The 19,332-nt window shown below is 68.3% G+C and carries 15 protein-coding genes and 1 riboswitch; of the genes, 4 read left to right on the top strand and 11 right to left on the bottom strand.

The window, feature by feature from the left end:
* Positions 1-34: 34 nt before the first annotated feature.
* The gene (locus OG817_RS20560) at positions 35-3,169 is read left to right on the top strand and encodes an FAD-binding and (Fe-S)-binding domain-containing protein (RefSeq protein WP_406056906.1); all 3,135 of its coding nucleotides are present in this window, start codon (positions 35-37) and stop codon (positions 3,167-3,169) included.
* Positions 3,170-3,326: 157 nt separating this feature from the next.
* Here OG817_RS20560 and OG817_RS20555 read toward each other — a convergent pair whose 3' ends face one another.
* Positions 3,327-4,499: an epoxide hydrolase family protein gene (locus OG817_RS20555; protein ID WP_406056904.1), complete on the bottom strand. Its 1,173-nt coding sequence runs from the start codon at positions 4,497-4,499 to the stop codon at positions 3,327-3,329.
* Positions 4,500-4,602: 103 nt separating this feature from the next.
* Between OG817_RS20555 and OG817_RS20550 the strand changes: the two genes are divergently transcribed.
* Positions 4,603-5,175: a CGNR zinc finger domain-containing protein gene (locus OG817_RS20550; RefSeq protein ID WP_406056902.1), complete on the top strand. Its 573-nt coding sequence runs from the start codon at positions 4,603-4,605 to the stop codon at positions 5,173-5,175.
* A 64-nt stretch (positions 5,176-5,239) separates the two neighbouring features.
* On the opposite strand, the gene OG817_RS20545 is transcribed toward OG817_RS20550, so the two are convergent.
* Positions 5,240-5,803 carry a TetR/AcrR family transcriptional regulator gene (locus OG817_RS20545; RefSeq protein WP_406056900.1) on the bottom strand — a complete coding sequence of 188 codons (564 nt, stop codon included), beginning with the start codon at positions 5,801-5,803 and terminating at the stop codon, positions 5,240-5,242.
* Positions 5,804-5,881: 78 nt separating this feature from the next.
* On the opposite strand from OG817_RS20545, the gene OG817_RS20540 reads away from it, so the two are divergent.
* Positions 5,882-7,132 carry an FAD-dependent monooxygenase gene (locus OG817_RS20540; RefSeq protein WP_406056898.1) on the top strand — a complete coding sequence of 417 codons (1,251 nt, stop codon included), beginning with the start codon at positions 5,882-5,884 and terminating at the stop codon, positions 7,130-7,132.
* 52 nt (positions 7,133-7,184) lie between these two features.
* On the opposite strand, the gene OG817_RS20535 is transcribed toward OG817_RS20540, so the two are convergent.
* The 9 genes from OG817_RS20535 to OG817_RS20495 all read right to left on the bottom strand — a co-directional run bounded on the left by OG817_RS20535 (position 7,185) and on the right by OG817_RS20495 (position 18,274).
* Positions 7,185-8,372, bottom strand: coding sequence for a M20 family metallopeptidase (locus tag OG817_RS20535; protein WP_406056896.1), 1,188 nt, complete (start codon positions 8,370-8,372; stop codon positions 7,185-7,187).
* Between the two features lie 11 nt (positions 8,373-8,383).
* Positions 8,384-9,985, bottom strand: coding sequence for an allophanate hydrolase (atzF, locus tag OG817_RS20530; RefSeq protein ID WP_406056894.1), 1,602 nt, complete (start codon positions 9,983-9,985; stop codon positions 8,384-8,386).
* The gene (locus OG817_RS20525; protein WP_406056892.1) at positions 9,982-11,925 is read right to left on the bottom strand and encodes a 5-oxoprolinase/urea amidolyase family protein; all 1,944 of its coding nucleotides are present in this window, start codon (positions 11,923-11,925) and stop codon (positions 9,982-9,984) included. Before OG817_RS20525 ends, atzF begins: the two co-directional genes overlap by 4 nt.
* Before the next feature lie 2 nt (positions 11,926-11,927).
* Positions 11,928-12,524 carry an urea amidolyase associated protein UAAP2 gene (locus OG817_RS20520; RefSeq protein WP_396389398.1) on the bottom strand — a complete coding sequence of 199 codons (597 nt, stop codon included), beginning with the start codon at positions 12,522-12,524 and terminating at the stop codon, positions 11,928-11,930.
* Positions 12,521-13,141: a DUF1989 domain-containing protein gene (locus OG817_RS20515; RefSeq protein ID WP_406056890.1), complete on the bottom strand. Its 621-nt coding sequence runs from the start codon at positions 13,139-13,141 to the stop codon at positions 12,521-12,523. The genes OG817_RS20520 and OG817_RS20515 overlap by 4 nt, the downstream gene beginning before the upstream one ends.
* Positions 13,138-14,685 (bottom strand): amino acid permease, encoded by a 1,548-nt coding sequence (locus OG817_RS20510; protein WP_406056889.1) that lies wholly within the window; start codon positions 14,683-14,685, stop codon positions 13,138-13,140. Before OG817_RS20510 ends, OG817_RS20515 begins: the two co-directional genes overlap by 4 nt.
* A gap of 54 nt (positions 14,686-14,739) precedes the next feature.
* Positions 14,740-14,849: riboswitch (guanidine-I (ykkC/yxkD leader) on the bottom strand.
* Between the two features lie 159 nt (positions 14,850-15,008).
* A complete protein-coding gene (locus OG817_RS20505) occupies positions 15,009-16,214 on the bottom strand; it encodes a PLP-dependent aminotransferase family protein (RefSeq protein ID WP_406056887.1) in 1,206 nt (401 codons plus the stop codon).
* A 21-nt stretch (positions 16,215-16,235) separates the two neighbouring features.
* Positions 16,236-17,426 carry a M24 family metallopeptidase gene (locus tag OG817_RS20500; RefSeq protein WP_406056885.1) on the bottom strand — a complete coding sequence of 397 codons (1,191 nt, stop codon included), beginning with the start codon at positions 17,424-17,426 and terminating at the stop codon, positions 16,236-16,238.
* 95 nt (positions 17,427-17,521) lie between these two features.
* On the bottom strand, positions 17,522-18,274 hold the full coding sequence (locus OG817_RS20495; protein WP_406056883.1) for an Asp/Glu racemase: 753 nt from the start codon (positions 18,272-18,274) through the stop codon (positions 17,522-17,524).
* 65 nt (positions 18,275-18,339) lie between these two features.
* Between OG817_RS20495 and OG817_RS20490 the strand changes: the two genes are divergently transcribed.
* Positions 18,340-19,311 carry a D-2-hydroxyacid dehydrogenase gene (locus OG817_RS20490; protein WP_406056881.1) on the top strand — a complete coding sequence of 324 codons (972 nt, stop codon included), beginning with the start codon at positions 18,340-18,342 and terminating at the stop codon, positions 19,309-19,311.
* Positions 19,312-19,332: the final 21 nt, after the last annotated feature.

Here is a 19,332-nt window from a genome sequence, read left to right as displayed (position 1 = left end):
GCTGACCCGCGTCGCAATAGGTAGATTGTCGACAATGCTAACCCGTGAGAGCTCCGGCACCGGAAATGTCGCGTACGACGTCCCGCGGTTGGTGACCGGGCTGCGCCGGCAACTGCGGGGTGTGGTCGCGGACGACCGGCGGACCCGGGCGCTGTACGCGGCGGACGGCTCGAACTACCGCGCCGTCCCGGACCTGGTCGTCGTACCCGCGGATGCCGAGGACCTGGCGACAGCGGTGGCGCTGACCGCGGCGGCCGGCGCTCCGGTGGTGGTGCGTGGCGGCGGTACGTCGATGGCGGGCAATGCGATCGGTGGCGTGGTGATCGATGCGTCCCGTCACGTCAATCGCATTCTGGAGATCGATCCGGCGACGCGGACCGCGGTGGTAGAGCCGGGCGTCGTACTGACTGATCTGCTGGCTGCGGCGAAGTCGTACGGGCTGGCGTTCGGGGCGGATCCGTCGTCGGGGAGCCGGGCGACGTTGGGCGGGATGATTGCCAACAATGCGTGTGGTGCACATTCGGTGGCCTGGGGGACGACGGCCGACAATCTGCGTTCGCTGGATGTGGTGCTTGCTGATGGCACCAGGATGACGGTGGATTCCATTGCGGACCGCGCGGAGTGTGCGGCGCGGCCGGGGCGGGAGGGGGAGCTGCATCGCGCGCTGCAGCGGTTTGTCGATCGGCATGAGCTGCTGATCCGGCGACGGTTCGGGCAGTTCACGCGGCAGATCTCGGGGTACGCGTTGCATCGGCTGCTGCCGGAGTACGGGTACAACGTGGCCGGATTGTTGACCGGGAGCGAAGGTGGGCTCGCGGCGACGCTGCGGACGACGGTGGCGTTGACCGAGTTGCCGAAGGCAAAGGTTCTGTGTGTGCTCGGGTTCGGTGACTCGATCAGTTCGGCCGACTGCGTGCCGATCGTGCTGCGGCACGGCCCGCTCACGATGGAGTCCATCAACAGCGACCTGGTCGAACGCCTGCCGCGCGAGGTCCGCGATGCCGCGGTGCGCGCCGGTCTGCCGGAGGGCAACGCCTGGCTCCTGATCGAGATGGGCGGCGAGGACGAACACTCCGCCACCGCTGCCGCCCGAACCATGCTCGACGACCTCCGCAACACCGCATCAACAAGCACGACACCGCCCAACACCAGCCCCAGCGCCAGCGGGATCGGAAGCGCCGGGAGGAGCGGGAGCGGGGGCGCCGGGGGTAGCGGGAGTGGAAGCGGAATCCCCGGCGGGAGCGGTAGCGGAATCCCCGGCGGGAGCGAGGGCTGGAGTGGCACCCCTGGCGGGGGCGGGAGTGGAACCCCCGGCGGGAGGGGGAGGGTCGGTGGAGCGGGCTTGTCTGTGGGTGGGGGAGGGCGGTTTCCGACGGCTTCGTTGGTTACTGATCCGGGGGCACAGGCTGTGTTGTGGCGTTGCCGGACAGATGCTGCGGGGCTGGCGACGCGGCGCGCTGACGGGGCGGAGGCGTGGGGTGGTTGGGAGGACGCCGCCGTGCCGCCGGAGCGGTTGGGGGACTACCTTCGCGGGCTTGACGAGGTGATGGGGCGGCACGGTCTGTCCGGAGCGTCGTACGGGCATTTCGGTGAGGGCTGCATGCACATGCGGATCGACTTCGACCTGCTCAGTGCGCGCGGCCTCGCGACGTACCGGGAGTTCGTCGAGCAGGCCACCGACCTCGTGGTCGAGCTCGGCGGATCGGTGTCCGGAGAGCATGGTGACGGCCGAGCGCGAGGTGAGCTGCTCAGTCGGATGTACGGCGTCGACGGTGTGCGACTGTTCGCGGAACTCAAGGAGATCTGGGATCCGGCGCGGGTGATGAACCCCGGGATGATCGTCGACCCGCCGCCGCTGGACCTGGCGATCCGGCATGACGGTCCGGCGAAGGACCGCAGATTGTTGACAGTCTTCGCGTACCCGGATGACGACAACGACTTCGCCCAGGCGCAGCGCCGTTGCGTCGGGATCGGCAAGTGCCGGCAGAGCTCGGGTGGAGTGATGTGCCCGAGCTATCAGGTCACCAAGGATGAACTGCACTCGACCCGCGGCCGCGCGCATCTGCTGTGGGAGATGCTGCAGGGTGACGTCATCGCGGACGGATGGCGATCGACCGAGGTCCGCGATGGTCTCGACCTTTGCCTGTCCTGCAAGGGATGTCTGTCCGATTGTCCGGTGAACGTCGACATGGCGACGTACAAGGCGGAGTTCACTCAGCATTACTACGCGCGCCGCCCGTGGGCGCGGCCGATGTCGCACTGGTCGATGGGATGGCTCCCACTCTGGGCCCGGCTCGCCTCGCCGGTGCCTGCGTTGGCCAACAAGGTTGCCGGCCTCGGTCTGGTCAAGAAGCTGGGCGGAATCGCGGCCGAGCGCGCTGTGCCTATGTTCGCTTCGGAGACCTTCACGAGCTGGTTCGCCAAGCGCGGCAGGGGATTGTCGACCGGTGGACAACGGGTTGTGCTGTGGCCGGACACGTTCACGAACTACCTGGCGCCTGAGATCGGGCGGGCTGCGGTTGAGGTGCTGGAGGTGGCTGGGTTCGAGGTGGTGCTGCCGGACAAGCCGGTCTGCTGTGGGCTGACCTGGATCTCGACGGGCCAGCTGAAGAAGGCCCGACGCGTGCTCACTCGATCGCTCAAGACCCTCGAGCCGCATCTGGCCGCCGGTACGCCGATCGTCGGCCTCGAACCGAGTTGTACGGCGGCACTCCGCCACGACGCACCGGATCTGATTGCCGACAATCCACTTGCCGACCAGGTTGCGAAGGCGACCCGCACGTTCGCCGAGCTGCTCGCCGAGGCCGAGTGGGAACCGCCGCAGGTCGGGGGAGAAGCGCTGGTGCAGACGCACTGCCACCAGCACGCCGCGCTCGGCTTCGACGCCGACCGTCGGCTGATGGCCGCGGCCGGGATCGACGCGACCATCCCCGACTCCGGTTGCTGCGGATTGGCCGGCAACTTCGGATTCGAGCACGCCCACTACGCGGTCTCGAAGGCGATCGGCGAGCGCGTCCTGCTCCCCGCCGTACGTTCCTTGCCCGAGGCAACCGCCGTTCTCGCCGACGGCTTCAGCTGCCGCACCCAGATCACCCACGGCACCACCCGCCACCCCCGCCACCTCGCCGAACTCCTGGCCGCAGCCTTAGCCCAGTCAACCGACGGCTGACCGATCACGCGTTTCGCGCGCGGCTTGCGCCGTGCACTCAGATCGCCCGCGGCCGGCCTGACCACGTTCTGCCGTCTCGATGAACTCGGTCTGGACGTGGTCGGGCAACGCCGTGAGCCGGATCTGGCGGTGATCGCGTGCCGGCACCCAGCCGCGTTCACCGATTGGCGGCCAGCACTGCCGCGAGGCCCTCTTGCAGATCTTTGACGAAATACTCGGGAACCTCCAGCGACGGGAAATGTCCCCCGCTTTCGGGCGACCTCCATCGGACGATCTGTCGGTACCGCTCCTGCGCCCAGGCGCGCGGATACTTCTCGATGTCGCGGGGATACATACTGACTGCTGTCGGGACGTCGACCCGAAGTTCGGGGTCCAGTGAGTTGTGGCTTTCGTAGTAAATGCGAGCCGACGATGCGCCGGTCCGCGTCAGCCAATACAGGGTGACGTCGTCGAGAACCCTGTCTCTGGAAATCCTCTCGAACGGGCTGTCTTCGGTGTCTGACCATTCGGCGAACTTGTCAAGGATCCAGGCAAGAAGCCCGACCGGTGAGTCGACGAGCGAGTAGCCGATGGTCTGCGGCCGGGTCGCCTGCTGCTTCGCGTACGCCGCGCGGTGGCGCCAGAAGTCGCGGGTTTCCTCGGTCCACTTGCGCTCGACCGCCGTCAGTCCGTCCGTTGTCAACCCGGGCGGTCCCTCCGCGAACGTTGTGTGGATGCCGAGAACGTGCTCCGGGAACCTGCCGGCGAGGACCGTGGTGATGTTGCCTCCCCAGTCGCCGCCGTGGGCTGCGAACTTGCTGTAGCCGAGCCTTCCCATCAGTTCCACCCAGGCGGTAGCGATCTTTTCGGTTCCCCACCCGGTGATGGCCGGCTTGTCGCTGTAACCAAAGCCTGGGAGCGATGGAACCACGACGTGGAACGCCGGCGTGTCTGCATCTTTCGGATCTGCCAGCTCGTCTACGACATCGACGAATTCGGCAATGCTGCCTGGCCACCCGTGCGTCAAGATCAGAGGAGTGGCATCTGCGCGCGCGGATCGGCGGTGCAGGAAATGGATTCCCAGATCATCAATGGTCGTGCGGAACTGGCCGATCCGGTCGAGGCGCTCTTCGAACGAGCGCCAGTTGTACCCGGTGCGCCAGTAGTTCACGAGATCGACGAGGTCGGCGAGAGGAACGCCCTGATCCCATCGGCGAGGGTCGGGCGCGGCGCGATAGACCGTCTCGGCCTCCGGTAGCCGCGCAGCCGCCAATCGCGCGCGCAGATCGTCGAGATCAGCGTCGGTTGCGTGGGCTTCGAATGCTTGCACGTCGCTGGTTGGACGGGGCATGAGACCTCCTAGCCATCGCGGAACCGGCTGCAATCTATCGCGAACCGGCTAAGACGGTTCTAACATGCGTTTCTGCCTGAGCGCAACCTGCTAAGGTGGTTCCATGCGTGCCGAGTTCCCTGACTTTCGCCTCGGCACCGTGCTGGCGACCAGCTTCACGGGGACTCTGTCGGAGCGTCACGGCGACGCTGTGGAGCGCATTCCCACGCCGCAGCGACTCGTCGACTGGCTGGCAGTGAGCGGCCTCGCCGTGGACTCCTGCACCAGTGCCCAGCTCGACCTCGCTCGGGAACTGAGGGAGTCGATTCACGCCGCCGCGACAGCGGCCGCGATCCAGGACGCTCTCCCTGCAGCTGCCGTTCAGGTCATCAATGACTGCAGCGCTCAGGGTCGGGCCGCGGCTGTCCTGACGCCCGAGGGAAAGCGGCGATGGCGGCTCAGTTCGGCTTCCTGCGTGGAAGATGCCCTCAGCGTGATCGCCGCCGACGCAATCAGCATCATCGCAGGCGAACGAGACGGAAAACTGGCCTTGTGCGCATCGCCGACCTGCCAAGCCGCCTTCTTCGACACCAGCCAAAGTCGCACCCGCAGATGGTGTGACATGGGCACGTGCGGTAATCGTGAGAAGAAGGCGCGCTTCAACGCCAAGCGGCGCAACCCCAGCTCAGCGGAGTGATCGTCACCTCGGTACATCGCGCGGAGCTTGCTTGAAACCGGTGGATTCAGGCCCACCTACACCCTCAAATGCGATGGGCGGCTTTGCGTCGCGGCTTGATGTCGAGGGCTGCGAGCGCGCCGTCTACGGCCACGCGGCGGAGCTCGTCCTGTGGGACGTCGGCGAATTGGATCGTGCAGTCTTGGATGCCGCCGAAGGCGATGACGGCCCGGGCGGCCTGCTCCAGCGTGGGGTCGGGGCCGTGCAGCAGCTTCCCGAGTCGTCCGCGCCACTCCAGCACGAGATCGATCAGGCCCAGGTCGGCGAGGGTGGTCAGCTCGCTGAGCATCAGCACGATCTCTCGGCGATTGCGGTAGTGGAAGTCGAAGTACCCCTCCAGCAGGGCGCGCGGCTCGACCTCGCCCAGCGCCTCCTGAGCCACCAGGAAGGCCTCTTCCTCGTCGATGATCGGCTGCACGATGCTGCGGACCAGTTCCTCGCGGGAGGAGAAGTGGTAGTACAGCGCCGGCTTCGTGATGGCCAGCCGGTCGGCGATCTCCTGCAGGCTGGTCCGCTGCACGCCCTTCTGGGCGAAGAGCTCGCGGGCGACCTCCTGGATCCGCTGCTTGGTGTCCGAGGGGCGAGGCATGCCGTCAGCTTATCTGACTTAACGATAGGTAAGTAACCATGCTAAGCTTACCGACCGTTAAGTAAGGGAGGCATGCTCATGCGGATTCTCATCTCCGGCGCCAGCGTCGCCGGTCCGGTGCTGGCGTACTGGCTCACCAGACACGGCTTCTCCGTCACCGTCGTCGAACGCTCGCCGGCTCTGCGCAAGACCGGCGGCCACGCGGTCGACCTGTTCCGGCCCGCAATGGACATTTCGGAGAAGATGGGCGTGCTCCCGCGCGTCGAGGAGCGGGCCACCGGCACGAACCAGATGACCCTCTACCGAGAGGGCGTACGGCGTCCCGTCCGGGTAAACCTCGCGAAGATCTTCAGCGCCGCCTCCGAGCGGCACGTCGAGGTGATGCGCGACGACCTCAGCGAGATCTACTACGACGCGGCCTGCGACGACGTCGAGTATCTCTTCGGCGACTCGATCACCGAGATCTCGCCCGACGGCGAGGTGCGGTTCGAGAACGCCGAGCCACGCCGCTTCGACCTCGTCGTCGGAGCGGACGGCCTGCACTCCAACGTGCGCCGCCTCGTCTTCGGCGACGAGTCCCAGTTCAGCTCGTACATCGGCGCCTACCTCGGGGTCCTGAACCTGCCCAACACCGCCGGCCTCGACCGCGAACTCCTCATCCACGTCGGCGTCGGCCGCACGGTCGGCATGTACGGCGCGCCGCACCTCGGCGACGCGCGGGCGTTATTCCTGTTCCGCAGCGAGGGCGAGCTCGACTACCACCATCACGACGTACGCCGCCAGAAGAACCTGCTGCGTGGTGCGTTCGAGGGCATGCACCCCGAGGTGGACCGGTGGCTGGACGAGCTCGACCGTACGCCGGCGTTCTACTTCGACTCGATCACCCAGCTCCGCATGGACACCTGGTCGCGGGGGAGGGTGACGCTCGTCGGCGACGCGGGGTACTGCCCCGGCCCGGCCGTCGGCGGCAGCACCACCTTGGCCGTCGTCGGCGCGTACGTCCTCGCCGGTGAGTTGGCGCGGGCCGGTGGCGACCACGGGCGCGCCTTCCCTGCCTATGAACGCGCCATGGCGGAGCATGTGCGCGGCAGTCGCGCGGTTGGGCTGAGCGCGGCGAAGACTCTGATCCCCACGTCGCGTCTCGGCGTTTCGGGACTGGCCCAGGGCTCCCGATTGATCTCTGCCCTGCCTGCGGGGCCCAGTCGCGCGCTCCTCCGCCTCACTACCAAGAGCGCACGCGTGTACAACTCCATGACCGTTGACAATTACCCGCCGACCTCAACCGCATCAGGAAGCCGGGTCAACCCCGGAGGTAGCTGGGTGGAGTGATGAATGCACGCCGCCCCACCCGGCGACTGAGTCGTCGGATTGTTGACAATCGCTAGCTGAGGAGGCGGAGGGCGGTGAGGGCGTAGGTGCGGGCCGCGGCGACGAGTTCGGCGATGGGCACCGACTCGTCGGCGCGGTGAGCCTCGGTGGTGACCGAGCCTGGTCCGAGCACGACAACGGGTACGCCGAGGTCACGAGCGACGTACCCACCATCGCAAGCCGCCGTCCAGCCGGCGAGGGGGAGCGCGGCGCCGCCGGCGTCGAGTCGGGCGGCCTCGGTCGCGACGACCAGCGCGTCGTCGGCCGCGGTCTCGAAGGCGGGCATCTCCATCGGCATGTCGAGATCGACGGTGAGACCGCGGGACTTCAGATCCAATGCCGCGACCCGGGTACGCAGGTCGTCGAGGACAGTGGCCGGCGATTCGCCCGGGAGCAGGCGGCGGTCGGCGACGATCACGCACTCGGCCGGGACGATGGAACCGCCGGTGCCGCCGTTGATCTGGCCGACACTCCAGGTTGCGGGGCCGAGTAGCGGATGAGGCGCGGCGGCGAGTTCGGCGTGCAGGCGTTCGATCTCGGCTACGACCGCGGCCGCGCCGTAGATCGCGTTCGCGCCGTCGTCCGGGTTGCCGGCATGGCAGGCTCGGCCGTGGATCGCGACCCGCAGGTACGAGTCGCCGCGGGCCGCGATGATCGTCTGCAGATCGGTCGGTTCTGCAGTGATGCAGCCGACGAAGGATCGGGGCCGTCCGCTCGCGGAGGCGACGTACGCGCGTATCCCCTTACCGGTCTCCTCCTCGTCGACCACGGCCGCGAGCTCGACCGGACCGCTCAGGTCGGTGCCGCGCAAGGCGGCCAGGGCGACGAGCGCCGCAGCCAGACCGCCCTTCATGTCGGACGCGCCACGCCCGTAGATCCGGCCATCCCGTACCTCACCGCCGAACGGATCCGTCGTCCAGCCGTCGCCGATCGGTACGACATCCGTGTGCCCGAGCAGCAACACACCGGGATCGTTGCCCCCGGCAAGCGTGATGCCGACGTTGTCCCGCCCTGGCTCGACGGGCGAGGTCACCACATCGAGCCCGAGCTCCCGTCCGGCCGCGGCGAGTACGGCGACGGTCGCGGCCTCCTCACCCGGCGGGTTCTGGCCGGTCGCGCGCACCAGGTCCGCGGTGACCCGCACCAGCAGGTCTTCGTCGATCCGATCCAGCACTGCCTGCTCAGCGGGCGTCACGCTCATGCCGACCAACCCTAGTCGGACCTCCCGTCCAGGTACGCACGCCAGCCGCCGTACGACGTGATGTCGCGCCCCGGGTGCGCAGCATCGGCGGTGCAGACAAACCCGAGTACCCGCCGCCCGTCCGACAGTTCCACGGGCCCGATCGCGAGCGGCGGTTCGATTGTCGACACGAACCCACCGAGTTCCGCCGCCGGCAGACTCCACACCTCCACCTCGATCCCCGGGCCGTCCGCTCCCGAGACGGTCGGCGTCAGTCCCGGGCGCGGTCCGTCGACCAGATACATCCGGTACGACGAAGCGGTCCGTGCGGCGAACGCGAGTCGGGCACCACGCCGTACCAGCTGATCGTTCAGTGGCTGGCCGGACAGGTGAGCGCCAGCGACCGCGAGCAGTACCTCGGCCTCCGGGTCCACGCGCTCCGGCACCGGCTCATCACACCAGACGGCCGCCAGGTCGATCACCTCGTGGTCGTGACCGGCCGGGGCCAGGAGCTGAATCCCGAAGGGCAGACCATCCGCCCGATCTGGTCCCGGGAACGCGGCGGCGCAGAGATCGAGCAGGTTGACCATGTTCGTGAAGCGCCCGAGCCGGCTGTTCACGCCGATCGGATCCGCGGCCACTTCAGCCAGAGTGGGATGCCCGGGTGTCACCGGCAGCAGGAGTGCGTCGAGCTCGGTCCACAGGTGTTCGCTCGCCCGGGCCAGCGTGGCCAGTCGATCAAGGCCCGCGAACGCCTCGGCGGCCGTCAGAGCTGCGCCACCACGGACAATCGTCCGCACGGTCGGGTCCACCGCGGGTGAATCGTCGAGCTTGTCCCCGAATGCCAGCCAGCGCTCTGCCAGCCATGGCCCGGAGTACAGCAGGTCGGCCGCGGCGAGCAGCGGCTGCACGTCCACCTTGACCACGTCGCCGAGACGATGCGCCTGATCGAGCGTCTGCTGCCACGCCTGCTCGTGCAGCGGATCGAGCTCCAGCGCGGCATCGGGTACGCCGATGACGGGCGCGCTTCCTGCGCGACGGCCTGGCCGGCGATGCGGAAGTGCCGACCACCGCCGCGACCACGCATCGTCCGGGTCGAAGGCGACCATCACGTCGAAGGCCTGGCGGGCCGTCTCGACCGAACGGGCCATCACAGTCACGCAGTCGAGCGACCGGCAGGCCGGTACGACGCCTCGGGCCGAGACGAGACCGCGCGACGGTTTGATGCCGACAATCCGATTGAAGGCAGCCGGAACCCGGCCGCTGCCGGCCGTGTCGGTCCCGAGCGCGAAATCGACCTGTCCGGACGCGACCGCGACCGCGCTGCCCGAGCTCGAGCCGCCCGAGACATGCTCAGGGGAGAAGACTGAGTGACAAGCGCCGTACGGCGATCGGCTGCCGACCAGTCCGGTCGCGTACTGGTCCAGATTCGTCTTCCCGAGCGGGACGGCGCCGGCCTCGAGCAACCGATCGACCACGAAGGCGTTGCGCGCTGCCGGGCGTGAGTTGCGTGGGTCGCCGGCGGTGGTCGGCACACCCTCCAGATCGATGTTGTCTTTGAGAGCCATCGTCAGCCCATGCAAGGGACCGGGGGCCGGCTGGATGGGGTCGACCCGGCTGATCCACTCGTTCATGCTCCCCACCGAGCCCGCTCGGCCTCGAAAGCGGCGCGTCGTTTGGCTCGTACGGTCGCGATGTCCACGGGTGCCTCCTGCTCGATCCGGCGTACGTCGGCGATCGAGAACGTGGCCGGGCCGACCCGCAGGTCCGCCCGTCCGGCTTTGATCTCGGCCCGCTCGTGGGCGAGTTCCTCAGCGCTCACCGGCGTGAATCTGATCAGGTCGAACTGTCTCAGCAACCATGGTTGCTCGTCGCCGGGCGCGAGCCGCCAGACCGGGACGGTCCGTCCGACCAACTGGTACCCACCCGGGCCCTCCATCCCGTACACACACAGATAGATCCCCCCGATCCCGACCGCATTCTGCGGCGTCCAGGTCCGGGCCGGGTTGTACTTCGTGGTGACGAGTCGGTGCCGGGGATCGATCGGTACGGCGACCGGCGCACCGAGGTAGACGTCGCCCAGGCCGACGACCAGGTACGTCGCGGCCCGGACGATCTCGAACACCTCGTCGCGGTGCTGCAGATCGTTGACACGACGGATGAACTCCACGTTGTCCGGGCACCAGGGCGCGTCGGGCCGGACCGACGTCGCATACCGGCGCATCGCTTCGTGGGCCTCCGGGTGGTCGAAGGCGATCGGCAGCGTCACCTCGCGGGCCGGCAGCACCACCGTCTCCGGGTCCGCCAGGCCGGTCGCCAGGAACGCGAGCTGCTCGGCCAGTTCGACCAACCCGAGCCGGGCGGAGTCCACCGCGATCAGGAGTGATCGCACACCTTCGACCAGCTCCGTCACGCCGTCCGGCCGGTGGGCTCGCAAGGCTTGAGCCAGGAGGTGGATCCAGACCCGGACGGTGAGGTCGAGTTCGGTCGGCCCGGCCTCGACCAGCAGATGGCGTTCGCCCGCACAGCGGATCGTGTACGGCGGTGTGCCGTCGGACCGGTGGAGTACGTCGGGCAGCGCCGGACCGGCGGCGACCGCGACGGGTGGCGCCGGTTCCTGCCGGAGGTCCGACAGCCAAGCCCGTCGCTCCTCAATCGCCTCGGCTGCCGTCTCCACAGTCACCGGGATCAACCGAACGGTGTCCCCGGCACGTAGCTGCCCGAGCATCCACCGATCCGCCTCGATCACCACGGCCGGTACGACGAAACCGCCGAGCGACGGTCCGTCCTTGCCGACGATGACCGGGGTGTCGCCGGACAGCATGATGCCGCCGACGGGGTAGGCGGAGTCGTGCACGTTGGACGGGTGCAGGCCGGCCTCGCCTCCGTCGGTTCGGGCCCAGACCGGCATCGGGCCGGTCAGTCTGATCCCAGTTCGGTCGGACCGATGGTCGACAATCCAATTGCTGGCAAAGAACGCATCGACACCGTCGGCGGTCAGATGATCCGGCGCGCCGTGCGGTCCGGGGATGACCCCGACCTGCCAGCTGGCCGACATCGCCGGCGGCTCGACTGACTGCGGGCTGAGCAGGTTCTCCCGGCGCCCGACGGGGAGTTGGTCACCGGCCGCGAGAGGCCTGCCCTCGTGCCCGCCGAACCCGCCCAGCACGAAGGTCGCGCGGCTGCCGAGTACGAGCGGTACGTCCAGGCCGCCCTCGATCGCCAGATACCCGCGCGTGCCCGGTCCGTCGAGTGGCCCGAGATCGAGCACGGATCCGGCCGGCAGCTGTACGACCAGACCGGGGCGAACGCGCCAGCCGTCGATCGTCGCATTGTGGACAGCACCGCCGACACAGATGAGCCGATCCTCGTCGCAGGTCAGGACAGGTCCGGTGAGCACACACTCGAGTCCGGCCGCGCTGCTCGGGTTGCCGACCGCGGCGTTCACCAGGGCGAAGCTGAGTTCGTCGGCCGCTCCTGACGGGGGTACGCCGACATCCCACAGCCCCGGCCGCCCGGCCAGGTCCTGAACGGTCGTCTGGATTCCTGGGGCGACCACAGTGATGACCGCCATCGTCACCACCAGCCCAGCAGCTGGACCGGTGTCGGGTTCCAGCCGTTGCACGGATTGTTGACCTGCGGACAGTTGCTGATCAGGACCAGGAGGTCGCGGCTCGCGGTCAGTTCGACGTACCGGCCGGGCGCCGACAGGCCGTCGTCGAACCTCAGGTCGCCTGCGGAGGTGACCGGGACATTCATGAAGAAGTTGACGTTGTGGGTGAGCTGCCGTTGGCCGATGCCGGCCTGCGCGCCGTAGGTGAGGAAGGTCTGGCGGCACGCGTGCTGGTGACGGGTGTGCTCGCCGTACCGGATGACGTTGCTCTCCTGGGAGCACGCGCCGCCGACGGTGTCGTGCCGGCCGCAGGTGTCGTCGGTGATCACGGCGAGCTCATCGGCCCGGGTCGAGAGCAGATGTGATCCAGTGGTGAGGTAGACGGCTCGTTGCGCGCGGATCGTGTCGAAGGCGGAGTACCGGTTGTCGATGTCGTGGGCGTCGTAGAACAAGGTGTCCACGGCCTGGTTGCCGTGCAGGTCGACAATCCGCAACCGGCCGTTCGCCGGTACGGTCAGCAGTGCACCATCGCCGGGTTCCACCACGGTGTCCAGGCTCATGCGACCAGCTCCCGGGTCAACTCGAGTGCGCGCACCGCTTCCGCTCGGAGTTCCGGATCACACGGCTCGGCGATCTCGGTCCGTACGGCGGTCTCGATGTGTACGGCGACCGGCGCGGGTTCCGTGCTGGACAACGGATGTGCGGCGGTCGAGACGAACGCGAGCAGGTCCTGTTCGGCCCGCAGCGTGACGCTGTCGCCGGCCCGCGCGTGGTCGGGATCGAAGGTCAGCGAGGCCCGGGCGTCGTCGGTGACGCGGACCTTCGAGAAGAAGTGGACGCAGCCGTGCAGGTCCGCCGCGCCGAAACCGTGCTTGGTCAGCTCGAGCTGCAGCAACCGGTCGGGCGGGGCTCCGATCAGGCAGTCGTGCCAGTCGGATCCGGAGGCGACGACGGTGGCCAGGGCGAGACCGCGGTCCGACATGAGGACCATGCCCGCCCTGATCCGCGCGGACATCTGCGACTTCAGTGTGTCCGGGATGTTCAGACGGTCCAGTCGATCGGCGCCGATGATCAGCGTCGAGGCGTTCGCACCGTCGGCCAGTGCAGTCAGGGTGATGGTGCGTCCGGCTCGGACGGGTGCGGACCATGCCGCGGCGGCGGGAATCTCGTGTTTCATGCGACAGCGCCTTCCACGACAGTGCCGTCGACACTGGTGCCTTCGACACTGGTGCCGATCGACGCGTGGTACGCCCGCCGTTGACCCCGGTACGCGATCAGTCCACCGACGGCCACGATCCCGAGCGTGAGCAGCGGCAGATAGTGCAGGTACCACCCCTCGCCCGCAGGGTCGTAGACCTCGGCGCGCGGCCAGCCGAGGTTGATCGCCATCGCGAGTCCGTAGCCGACAGCAAGAATGTTGACAATCAGACCGAACCGCCCGAGCGAGAACAACGGGCGGCCGTTCTCGTCCACGCCGGCGGACAGTCCACCGGTCGTCAACCGCCGTACCAGCAGTGGCGTGGTCACCATCAGGTAGGCGACGTACAGCAGCATGATGCAGACGCTCGCGAGGCCGAGGAACAGTCCCGTGTTGCCCACGTTCACCAGCAGGCACACGGCGGCCAGCACCCCGGGCACGATCGTCGCCGCGACTGGAGTGCCGGTACGACGCGACACCCGACGCAACCGAGCCGACGCAGGCAGGACGTTGTCGCGCGCCATCGAGAAGATCATCCGGGCAGCCGCGGTCTGGATCGCCAGCGTGCACACGCACACCGCGAGCGCGACATCAAGGAGCAGCAGCTTGCCCGGCGTCGTACCGAGGCTGCTGGTCAGGACGTAGGGGAGGCCTTGGGTGGCGAGATCGCCGTCGGTCAGCGACGGCGCGGCCATCAGCGCGGCGATGATCAGGAACGCGCCGCCGATCCCGGAGGCGACGACGGCGCGGATGATCGTCCGCGGTGTGGTCGCGCGCGGCTTGTGCGTCTCCTCCGACAGTTCGCCCGCGCTGTCGAAGCCGACCAGCACGTACGCCGCCATCAACGTCGAGATCAGCAGCGGCACGACGTACCCGGTGGTGCTGTCGAGGTTCGTCGTGTGCAGGACGACCGACGGACCGCGCTCGGCTTGGCTTGTCAACAAAACAACGATCAGTACGACGCCGACGAGCTCACAGGTCACCCCGACCGAGTTGACGATCGCCGTGATCCGGACGCTGGTCGCGTTGAGCAGCGTGGTCGCGGCGAGGAGCAGGCAGCCGAGGACGACGGCGTTCGTCGCGCCGTCCTTCGAGGACAGCGCGGAATCGGTCCCGACCAGCTGGAAGCCGGACCAGACCGCGGGCAGGACGACCTGGAGCGCGATGGCCGCGGTGGCCAGCGTGATGATCTGCGCGATCACCATCGCCCAGCCGGCGAACCAGCCGACGACCGCGCCGCCGAGTCGTCGGGACCACTGGTAGATCGCTCCGGACAACGGATAGCGGGCGGCGAGCTCGGCGAAGCACAACGCCACCATGAGCTGACCGGCCAGCACCGCGGGCCAGGTCCAGAAGAACGCCGTCCCACCGAAGCCGAAGCCCAGGCCGAAGAGCTGGAAGACGGTGGTGAGGATGGACACGAACGAGAAGCCGGCAGCGAATGACGCATAGCTGCCGACCCGGCGTGAGAGCTGTTGGGTGTAGCCGAAGCGGCCCAGATCGGTTTCAGAAGTGGCTGACATTCCGGTCTCCGTCGGATCGGCCCGGAATGCGCACGGCAGCCCGGGGCCTTCAAGGCCTCCCGGGCTTTTGTCCCGCCGTGGAGCGATGCCGTCGCGACAGCACCGCCTCCCCTCTCGGACCAGGCCTGCCGGTCATCGGCAGCGGAACCCTAGGGGCGCCCCGCCTCAGGCGGGTCTGTTCCAGTTCAGGGCGCTGCGGTTTCAGCGGGCGTCCTCGTGTGTAACGGCGGCGTAAAGGAATCCTCTCACCAGGGCCGGAGCCGGTGAGAGAGCAGAGAGGCCGTCCTTCTGGCGCTGCGGCGCGGTGGACCGCTGAGGGTTGCCTAGGGCAACAATTTGTCGGCGGCGCGGCGGAGGCGGGCGACGCCTTCGTAGATGCGGTCCGGTGGGGTGGAGGCGAAACACAGCCGGAGGGCGTCGGTGAACCTGCCGGTGGGGGAGAACGCCGGGCCGGGGATGAAGGCGACACCTTCGGCGAGCGCGATCTCGAACAGGTCGGCGGTGTTGACGCCGTTCTCCAGGGTGACCCAGAGGAAGAAGCCGCCCTCGGGATCGGTCCAGCGGGCGATGTCGCCGAAGTACTCCTGCAGGGTCGAATGCATCGCGTCCTTGCGTCGCTTGTACTCGAGGCGCTGGGTGACCAGGTGCTCCTCGAGATGCCCGCCGGTCAGGAAGCCGGCGAGAAGTCGCTGGGCCGGGAGATTCGTGCAGGTGTCCATTGCCTGCTTCGCGTTGATCAGCAGCGGCTGCAGCTCGGGGTCGGTGTCGACCCAGCCGACCCGGAGTCCGGGCGCGATGATCTTCGAGAACGTCCGTACGGCGAACACGAGCGGATCACCGGCACCGAGCTCGCGCAGCGTCGGCAGTGGGTCGCCGGCGAAGCGCAGAAGCCCGTACGGATCGTCGTCGATCACCATCGATCCCCAGCTCCTGGCCAACTCGAGCAGCCGGTGGCGTCGTTGCAGGGAGAGGGTCGCGCCGGACGGGTTCTGGAACGTCGGGATCGTATAGATCGCCTTGGGTCGACGATCGCCTAGCAGGCGTGGTAGATCGTCGACAATCATGCCGTTGTCGTCGACCGGGACCTCCAGCAGTTCGGCGCCGTACGACAGGGCGGTGGCGCTGCCGTTCGTGTACGTCGGCGATTCGACGACGACCAGGTCGCCGGGGTCGACGAAGATCTTGCAGAACAGGTCGAGGCCCTGCATCCCGCCGGCCGTGATGGTGAGCCGGTCGGCCGTGGTTTCGTCGCTGGTCCCGCGGAGTGTCTCGAGCAGGGCGTTGTGCAGCGGCGGGTCGCCCTCGGTGGCCGCGTAGTCGTACGCGTCGGGGCGGCTGAGTTGTTCGGCGGCGATGGCGGCGAGGATTGTCGACGGTACGGCTTCCGCGGCCGGTGACCCCATCGCGAACCTCACGATGTCGTGGGTCTGCTTGTGCAACAGCGATGTACTCGAGTCGATCACCGACCCGACCAGCCCGGCGACACGTCCGGCGTACGGGAGACGTTGCGTGGTTCCGGCTCCTGGCACGCGATCACTTCCCTGCACGGGCTACCTCCTGATCGTGAGTTCGTGGGGGAGACCGGTCAGGCGTTCGACGCCGTCTCCGGTGACCACGACGGGTTCGGACAGTTCGTAGCCCCAGCCGTCCATCCACATCCCGAGGATCACGTGGAAGGCCATGCCGGCAGTCAGCACCGTGGTCTCGCCGGGACGCAGGCTGACGGTGCGCTCACCCCAGTCGGGCGGGTACCCGATGCCGATCGAGTACCCGATCCGCGAGTCCTTCACCAGCCCGTGCGCAGCGATCACGTCGTTGAACGCCGCGTGGACGACGCTTCCGGTCACGCCTGCGCGGATTGTCGACAACGTGGCGCGCATACCTTCGGCGACGATCTTGGCGGTCTCGCGCAGTCGCTGTGGTGGATCGCCGAGCATCACGGTGCGGGCCAGGGGAGCGTGGTAGCGCCCGAACACCCCAGCGAGTTCGATCGTGGTCGCCTCGCCGGACACGAACGGGCGGTCGGTCCAGGTCAGATGCGGCGTACCGGCGGCGTTTCCGGTCGGAAGCATCGGCACGATAGCGGGGTAGTCGCCGCCGTGCTCGGGGGTGCCGGTCGCCTGCGCGGCGAGGATCTCGGCGACCAGATCGCATTGCCGGTTGCCCGGCCGGAGTTGGTCGAGGGCGATGCGCATCGCGTTCTCGGCGATCGAGCCGGCGATTCTGAGTTGGCGGAGTTCGTGCGGTGACTTGAGCAGGCGGATCCAGTTCACGAGTTCGGCCGAGTCGACCAGTCGGTGGCCGGGCAGGCCGTTGCCGAGGGCAATGTAGCCGCGGGCCGAGAAGAAGTGCGCGTCGGCCTCGACTCCGACGTCCGCGCCGGCCGGGATCAGGTCGCGGGCCATTCCGGCGATCCAGTCGAACGGATGCACGTCGGGCCGGTGAACGAGGTCCTCGGGGTAGCCGTGGATCTGGTCGTCGCGCAGATTGCAGGTGTACGACGCCCCGGCCGCGTCCATCGCGCGGGCGAACAGATGTGGTTCCCCGTCAGCCGGGACGACCAGGCATTGCGGGGTGTAGAACGACCAGGCGTCGTACCCGGTCAGGTAGAAGAGGTTCGCCGGATCGCTCACCACCAGTGCGCCGAAACCACGGTCGGCCAGGGCGGCGCGAACCCGGCGGAGCCGGCCGGCGTACTCGTCCGGCTCGACCGCCAGCTCCAGCAGGTCCGGCACGCTCATCACCTCACCCTGGTTGCAGATTGTCGACAATCCTAGCGTCAGATCAGTCGCGGAAAGAAGGCCGGCCACAGCGCGCGGCCAGTGAGCGTGGGTGGTCAGGCGAGGAGGAGGCGTTGGCCGGGGCCTTGGGCTTGGTGGCCGGCCAGGTCGAGGGCGGACCACATGGTGACCTGGTTGGCGGTGAGGACCGGTTTGCCGAGAGTGGCTTCGAGGCCGGCGATGATGTCGTAGGTCGGGAGGTTCGTGCAGCTGATGAAGACCGCCTCGGCGGCCGGGTTGTCGACGCTGCGGACGAGTTCGACAGTGGTCTCGTACGGCACCGCCCAGATCTGGGCGATCAAGCCCAGGCCGGCAGTCCCGACCACCTCGATATCGGCTTCGGCGAGGAACGCGGTCAGCCCTTCGGTCAAGTCGTTCGTGTACGGCGTGACCGTCGCGACCCGGCTGATCCCGAGGTGCCGCAGCGCCATCAGCAACGCTCCGCTCGTCGTGACCGCGGCCGGGGCGCCGGCCGCGACCATGGCGTCGACGAGCGCAGCTTCACCGGCGAGACCACCGACGAAGCTGCCGAACGTACACGCGTATGCGACGGCCAGCGGTGCGACCGGCAGGACGTTGACCGCGGTCTGAGCGATCAGTTCCGGATCGGAGACGTGCAGCGCCATCTCGACCGTTGCCGCGAGCGGGGCGTACGGCGTCCGGGTGAAGTGCAGTGTGACGTCGTCGGGGACCCAGCGCCACAGTTCGCGGTCGAGCGCGAAGTCGTACGGCGCGACGACGCCGATGCCGGTCTGGAGCAGCTTGGGCACCGGCGCCGGCAGCGGGTGCGGGGGAGGCCGCAGGGTCATGCGGTCAGTGTGCGGCTCACCGAGGATTGTTGACAATCCTACGGACGGGTTTCTAGCCTCGATGCGTGCCAGCCACCTCTGAGCGTCCCGTCGTCGCGGTGCTCTGTGAGCGGGCGACCGACCGGCCACCCGGGCTGGAGGGCCTCGCGGTCGACTTCAGGTACTGCGCCGCGGATGGTCTGCCGGAGGCGGTCCGCGGTGCCCGCGCGTTGATGCTTTGGGATTTCTTCTCGACCGCGGTCCGTGACGTCTGGGCCGACGCCGGCACGCTGGCGTGGATCCATGTGACCGCGGCGGGTGTCGACACTCTGCTGTTCGACGAACTTCGCGATTCCGATGTGGTCGTCACCAACGCGCATGGGGTGTTCGACCGGCCGATCGCGGAGTACGTGCTCGGCGCGGTGATCGCTCATGCCAAGGACAGTTGGCGCAGTCTCGACCTCCAGCGCGGGCATGAGTGGCGGCATCGGGAGACCCGGAGCATCCTCGGTGCAACCGCGCTGATTGTCGGCACCGGGGCGATCGGACGAGAGACTGCCCGCCTGCTGCGGGCCGCCGGGTTACAGGTGCGCGGTGTTGGGAGGGTCGCTCGCACCGACGACCCGGACTTCGGCGAGGTTGTTGCCAGCAGCAACCTCGCGGACGAGGTGGCCTGGGCGGACCACCTCGTCCTGGCGGCGCCGCTGACGGCGGCGACGCGAGGGCTGGTCGACGGCACAGTGTTGTCGGCGATGCGACCGGGTGCACATCTCATCAACGTTGCTCGCGGTCCGGTTGTCGACGAACGAGCCTTGCTCGAGCATGAGCAGATCGCCGCGACCCTGGACGTGTTCGACCGTGAACCCCTCCCGCCGGACGATCCGCTGTGGGATGCACCCAACGTGACGATCACCGCGCACATGTCGGGCGACGTGATCGGCTGGCGCGACACGTTGGCCGGGCAGTTCGCGACGAACGTCCGCCGATGGCTGGCCGGCGAACCGCTGCTCAACGTGGTGGACAAGAAGCTCGGCTACATCCCCACGAGCAACCGATGACGCAGACCGACAGGAGAGTGC

The sequence above is a fragment of the Kribbella sp. NBC_00889 genome (assembly GCF_045207705.1).
Lineage (GTDB): Bacteria > Actinomycetota > Actinomycetes > Propionibacteriales > Kribbellaceae > Kribbella.
This window is presented reverse-complemented; position numbering and strand designations above follow the sequence as displayed.

Bases quoted from the DNA above. Each gene is read 5' to 3' on its own strand.
- OG817_RS20535 (WP_406056896.1), bottom strand. From the start codon at position 8,372: ATGAGCGTGACGCCCGCTGAGCAGGCAGTGCTGGATCGGATCGACGAA.
- OG817_RS20555 (WP_406056904.1), bottom strand. From the start codon at position 4,499: ATGCCCCGTCCAACCAGCGACGTGCAAGCATTCGAAGCCCACGCAACC.
- OG817_RS20500 (WP_406056885.1), bottom strand. From the start codon at position 17,426: ATGAGCGTGCCGGACCTGCTGGAGCTGGCGGTCGAGCCGGACGAGTAC.
- OG817_RS20510 (WP_406056889.1), bottom strand. From the start codon at position 14,685: ATGTCAGCCACTTCTGAAACCGATCTGGGCCGCTTCGGCTACACCCAA.
- OG817_RS20550 (WP_406056902.1), top strand. From the start codon at position 4,603: ATGCGTGCCGAGTTCCCTGACTTTCGCCTCGGCACCGTGCTGGCGACC.
- OG817_RS20520 (WP_396389398.1), bottom strand. From the start codon at position 12,524: ATGAGCCTGGACACCGTGGTGGAACCCGGCGATGGTGCACTGCTGACC.
- atzF (WP_406056894.1), bottom strand. From the start codon at position 9,985: ATGAACGAGTGGATCAGCCGGGTCGACCCCATCCAGCCGGCCCCCGGT.
- OG817_RS20495 (WP_406056883.1), bottom strand. From the start codon at position 18,274: ATGACCCTGCGGCCTCCCCCGCACCCGCTGCCGGCGCCGGTGCCCAAG.
- OG817_RS20560 (WP_406056906.1), top strand. From the start codon at position 35: ATGCTAACCCGTGAGAGCTCCGGCACCGGAAATGTCGCGTACGACGTC.
- OG817_RS20525 (WP_406056892.1), bottom strand. From the start codon at position 11,925: ATGGCGGTCATCACTGTGGTCGCCCCAGGAATCCAGACGACCGTTCAG.
- OG817_RS20540 (WP_406056898.1), top strand. From the start codon at position 5,882: ATGCGGATTCTCATCTCCGGCGCCAGCGTCGCCGGTCCGGTGCTGGCG.
- OG817_RS20545 (WP_406056900.1), bottom strand. From the start codon at position 5,803: ATGCCTCGCCCCTCGGACACCAAGCAGCGGATCCAGGAGGTCGCCCGC.
- OG817_RS20515 (WP_406056890.1), bottom strand. From the start codon at position 13,141: ATGAAACACGAGATTCCCGCCGCCGCGGCATGGTCCGCACCCGTCCGA.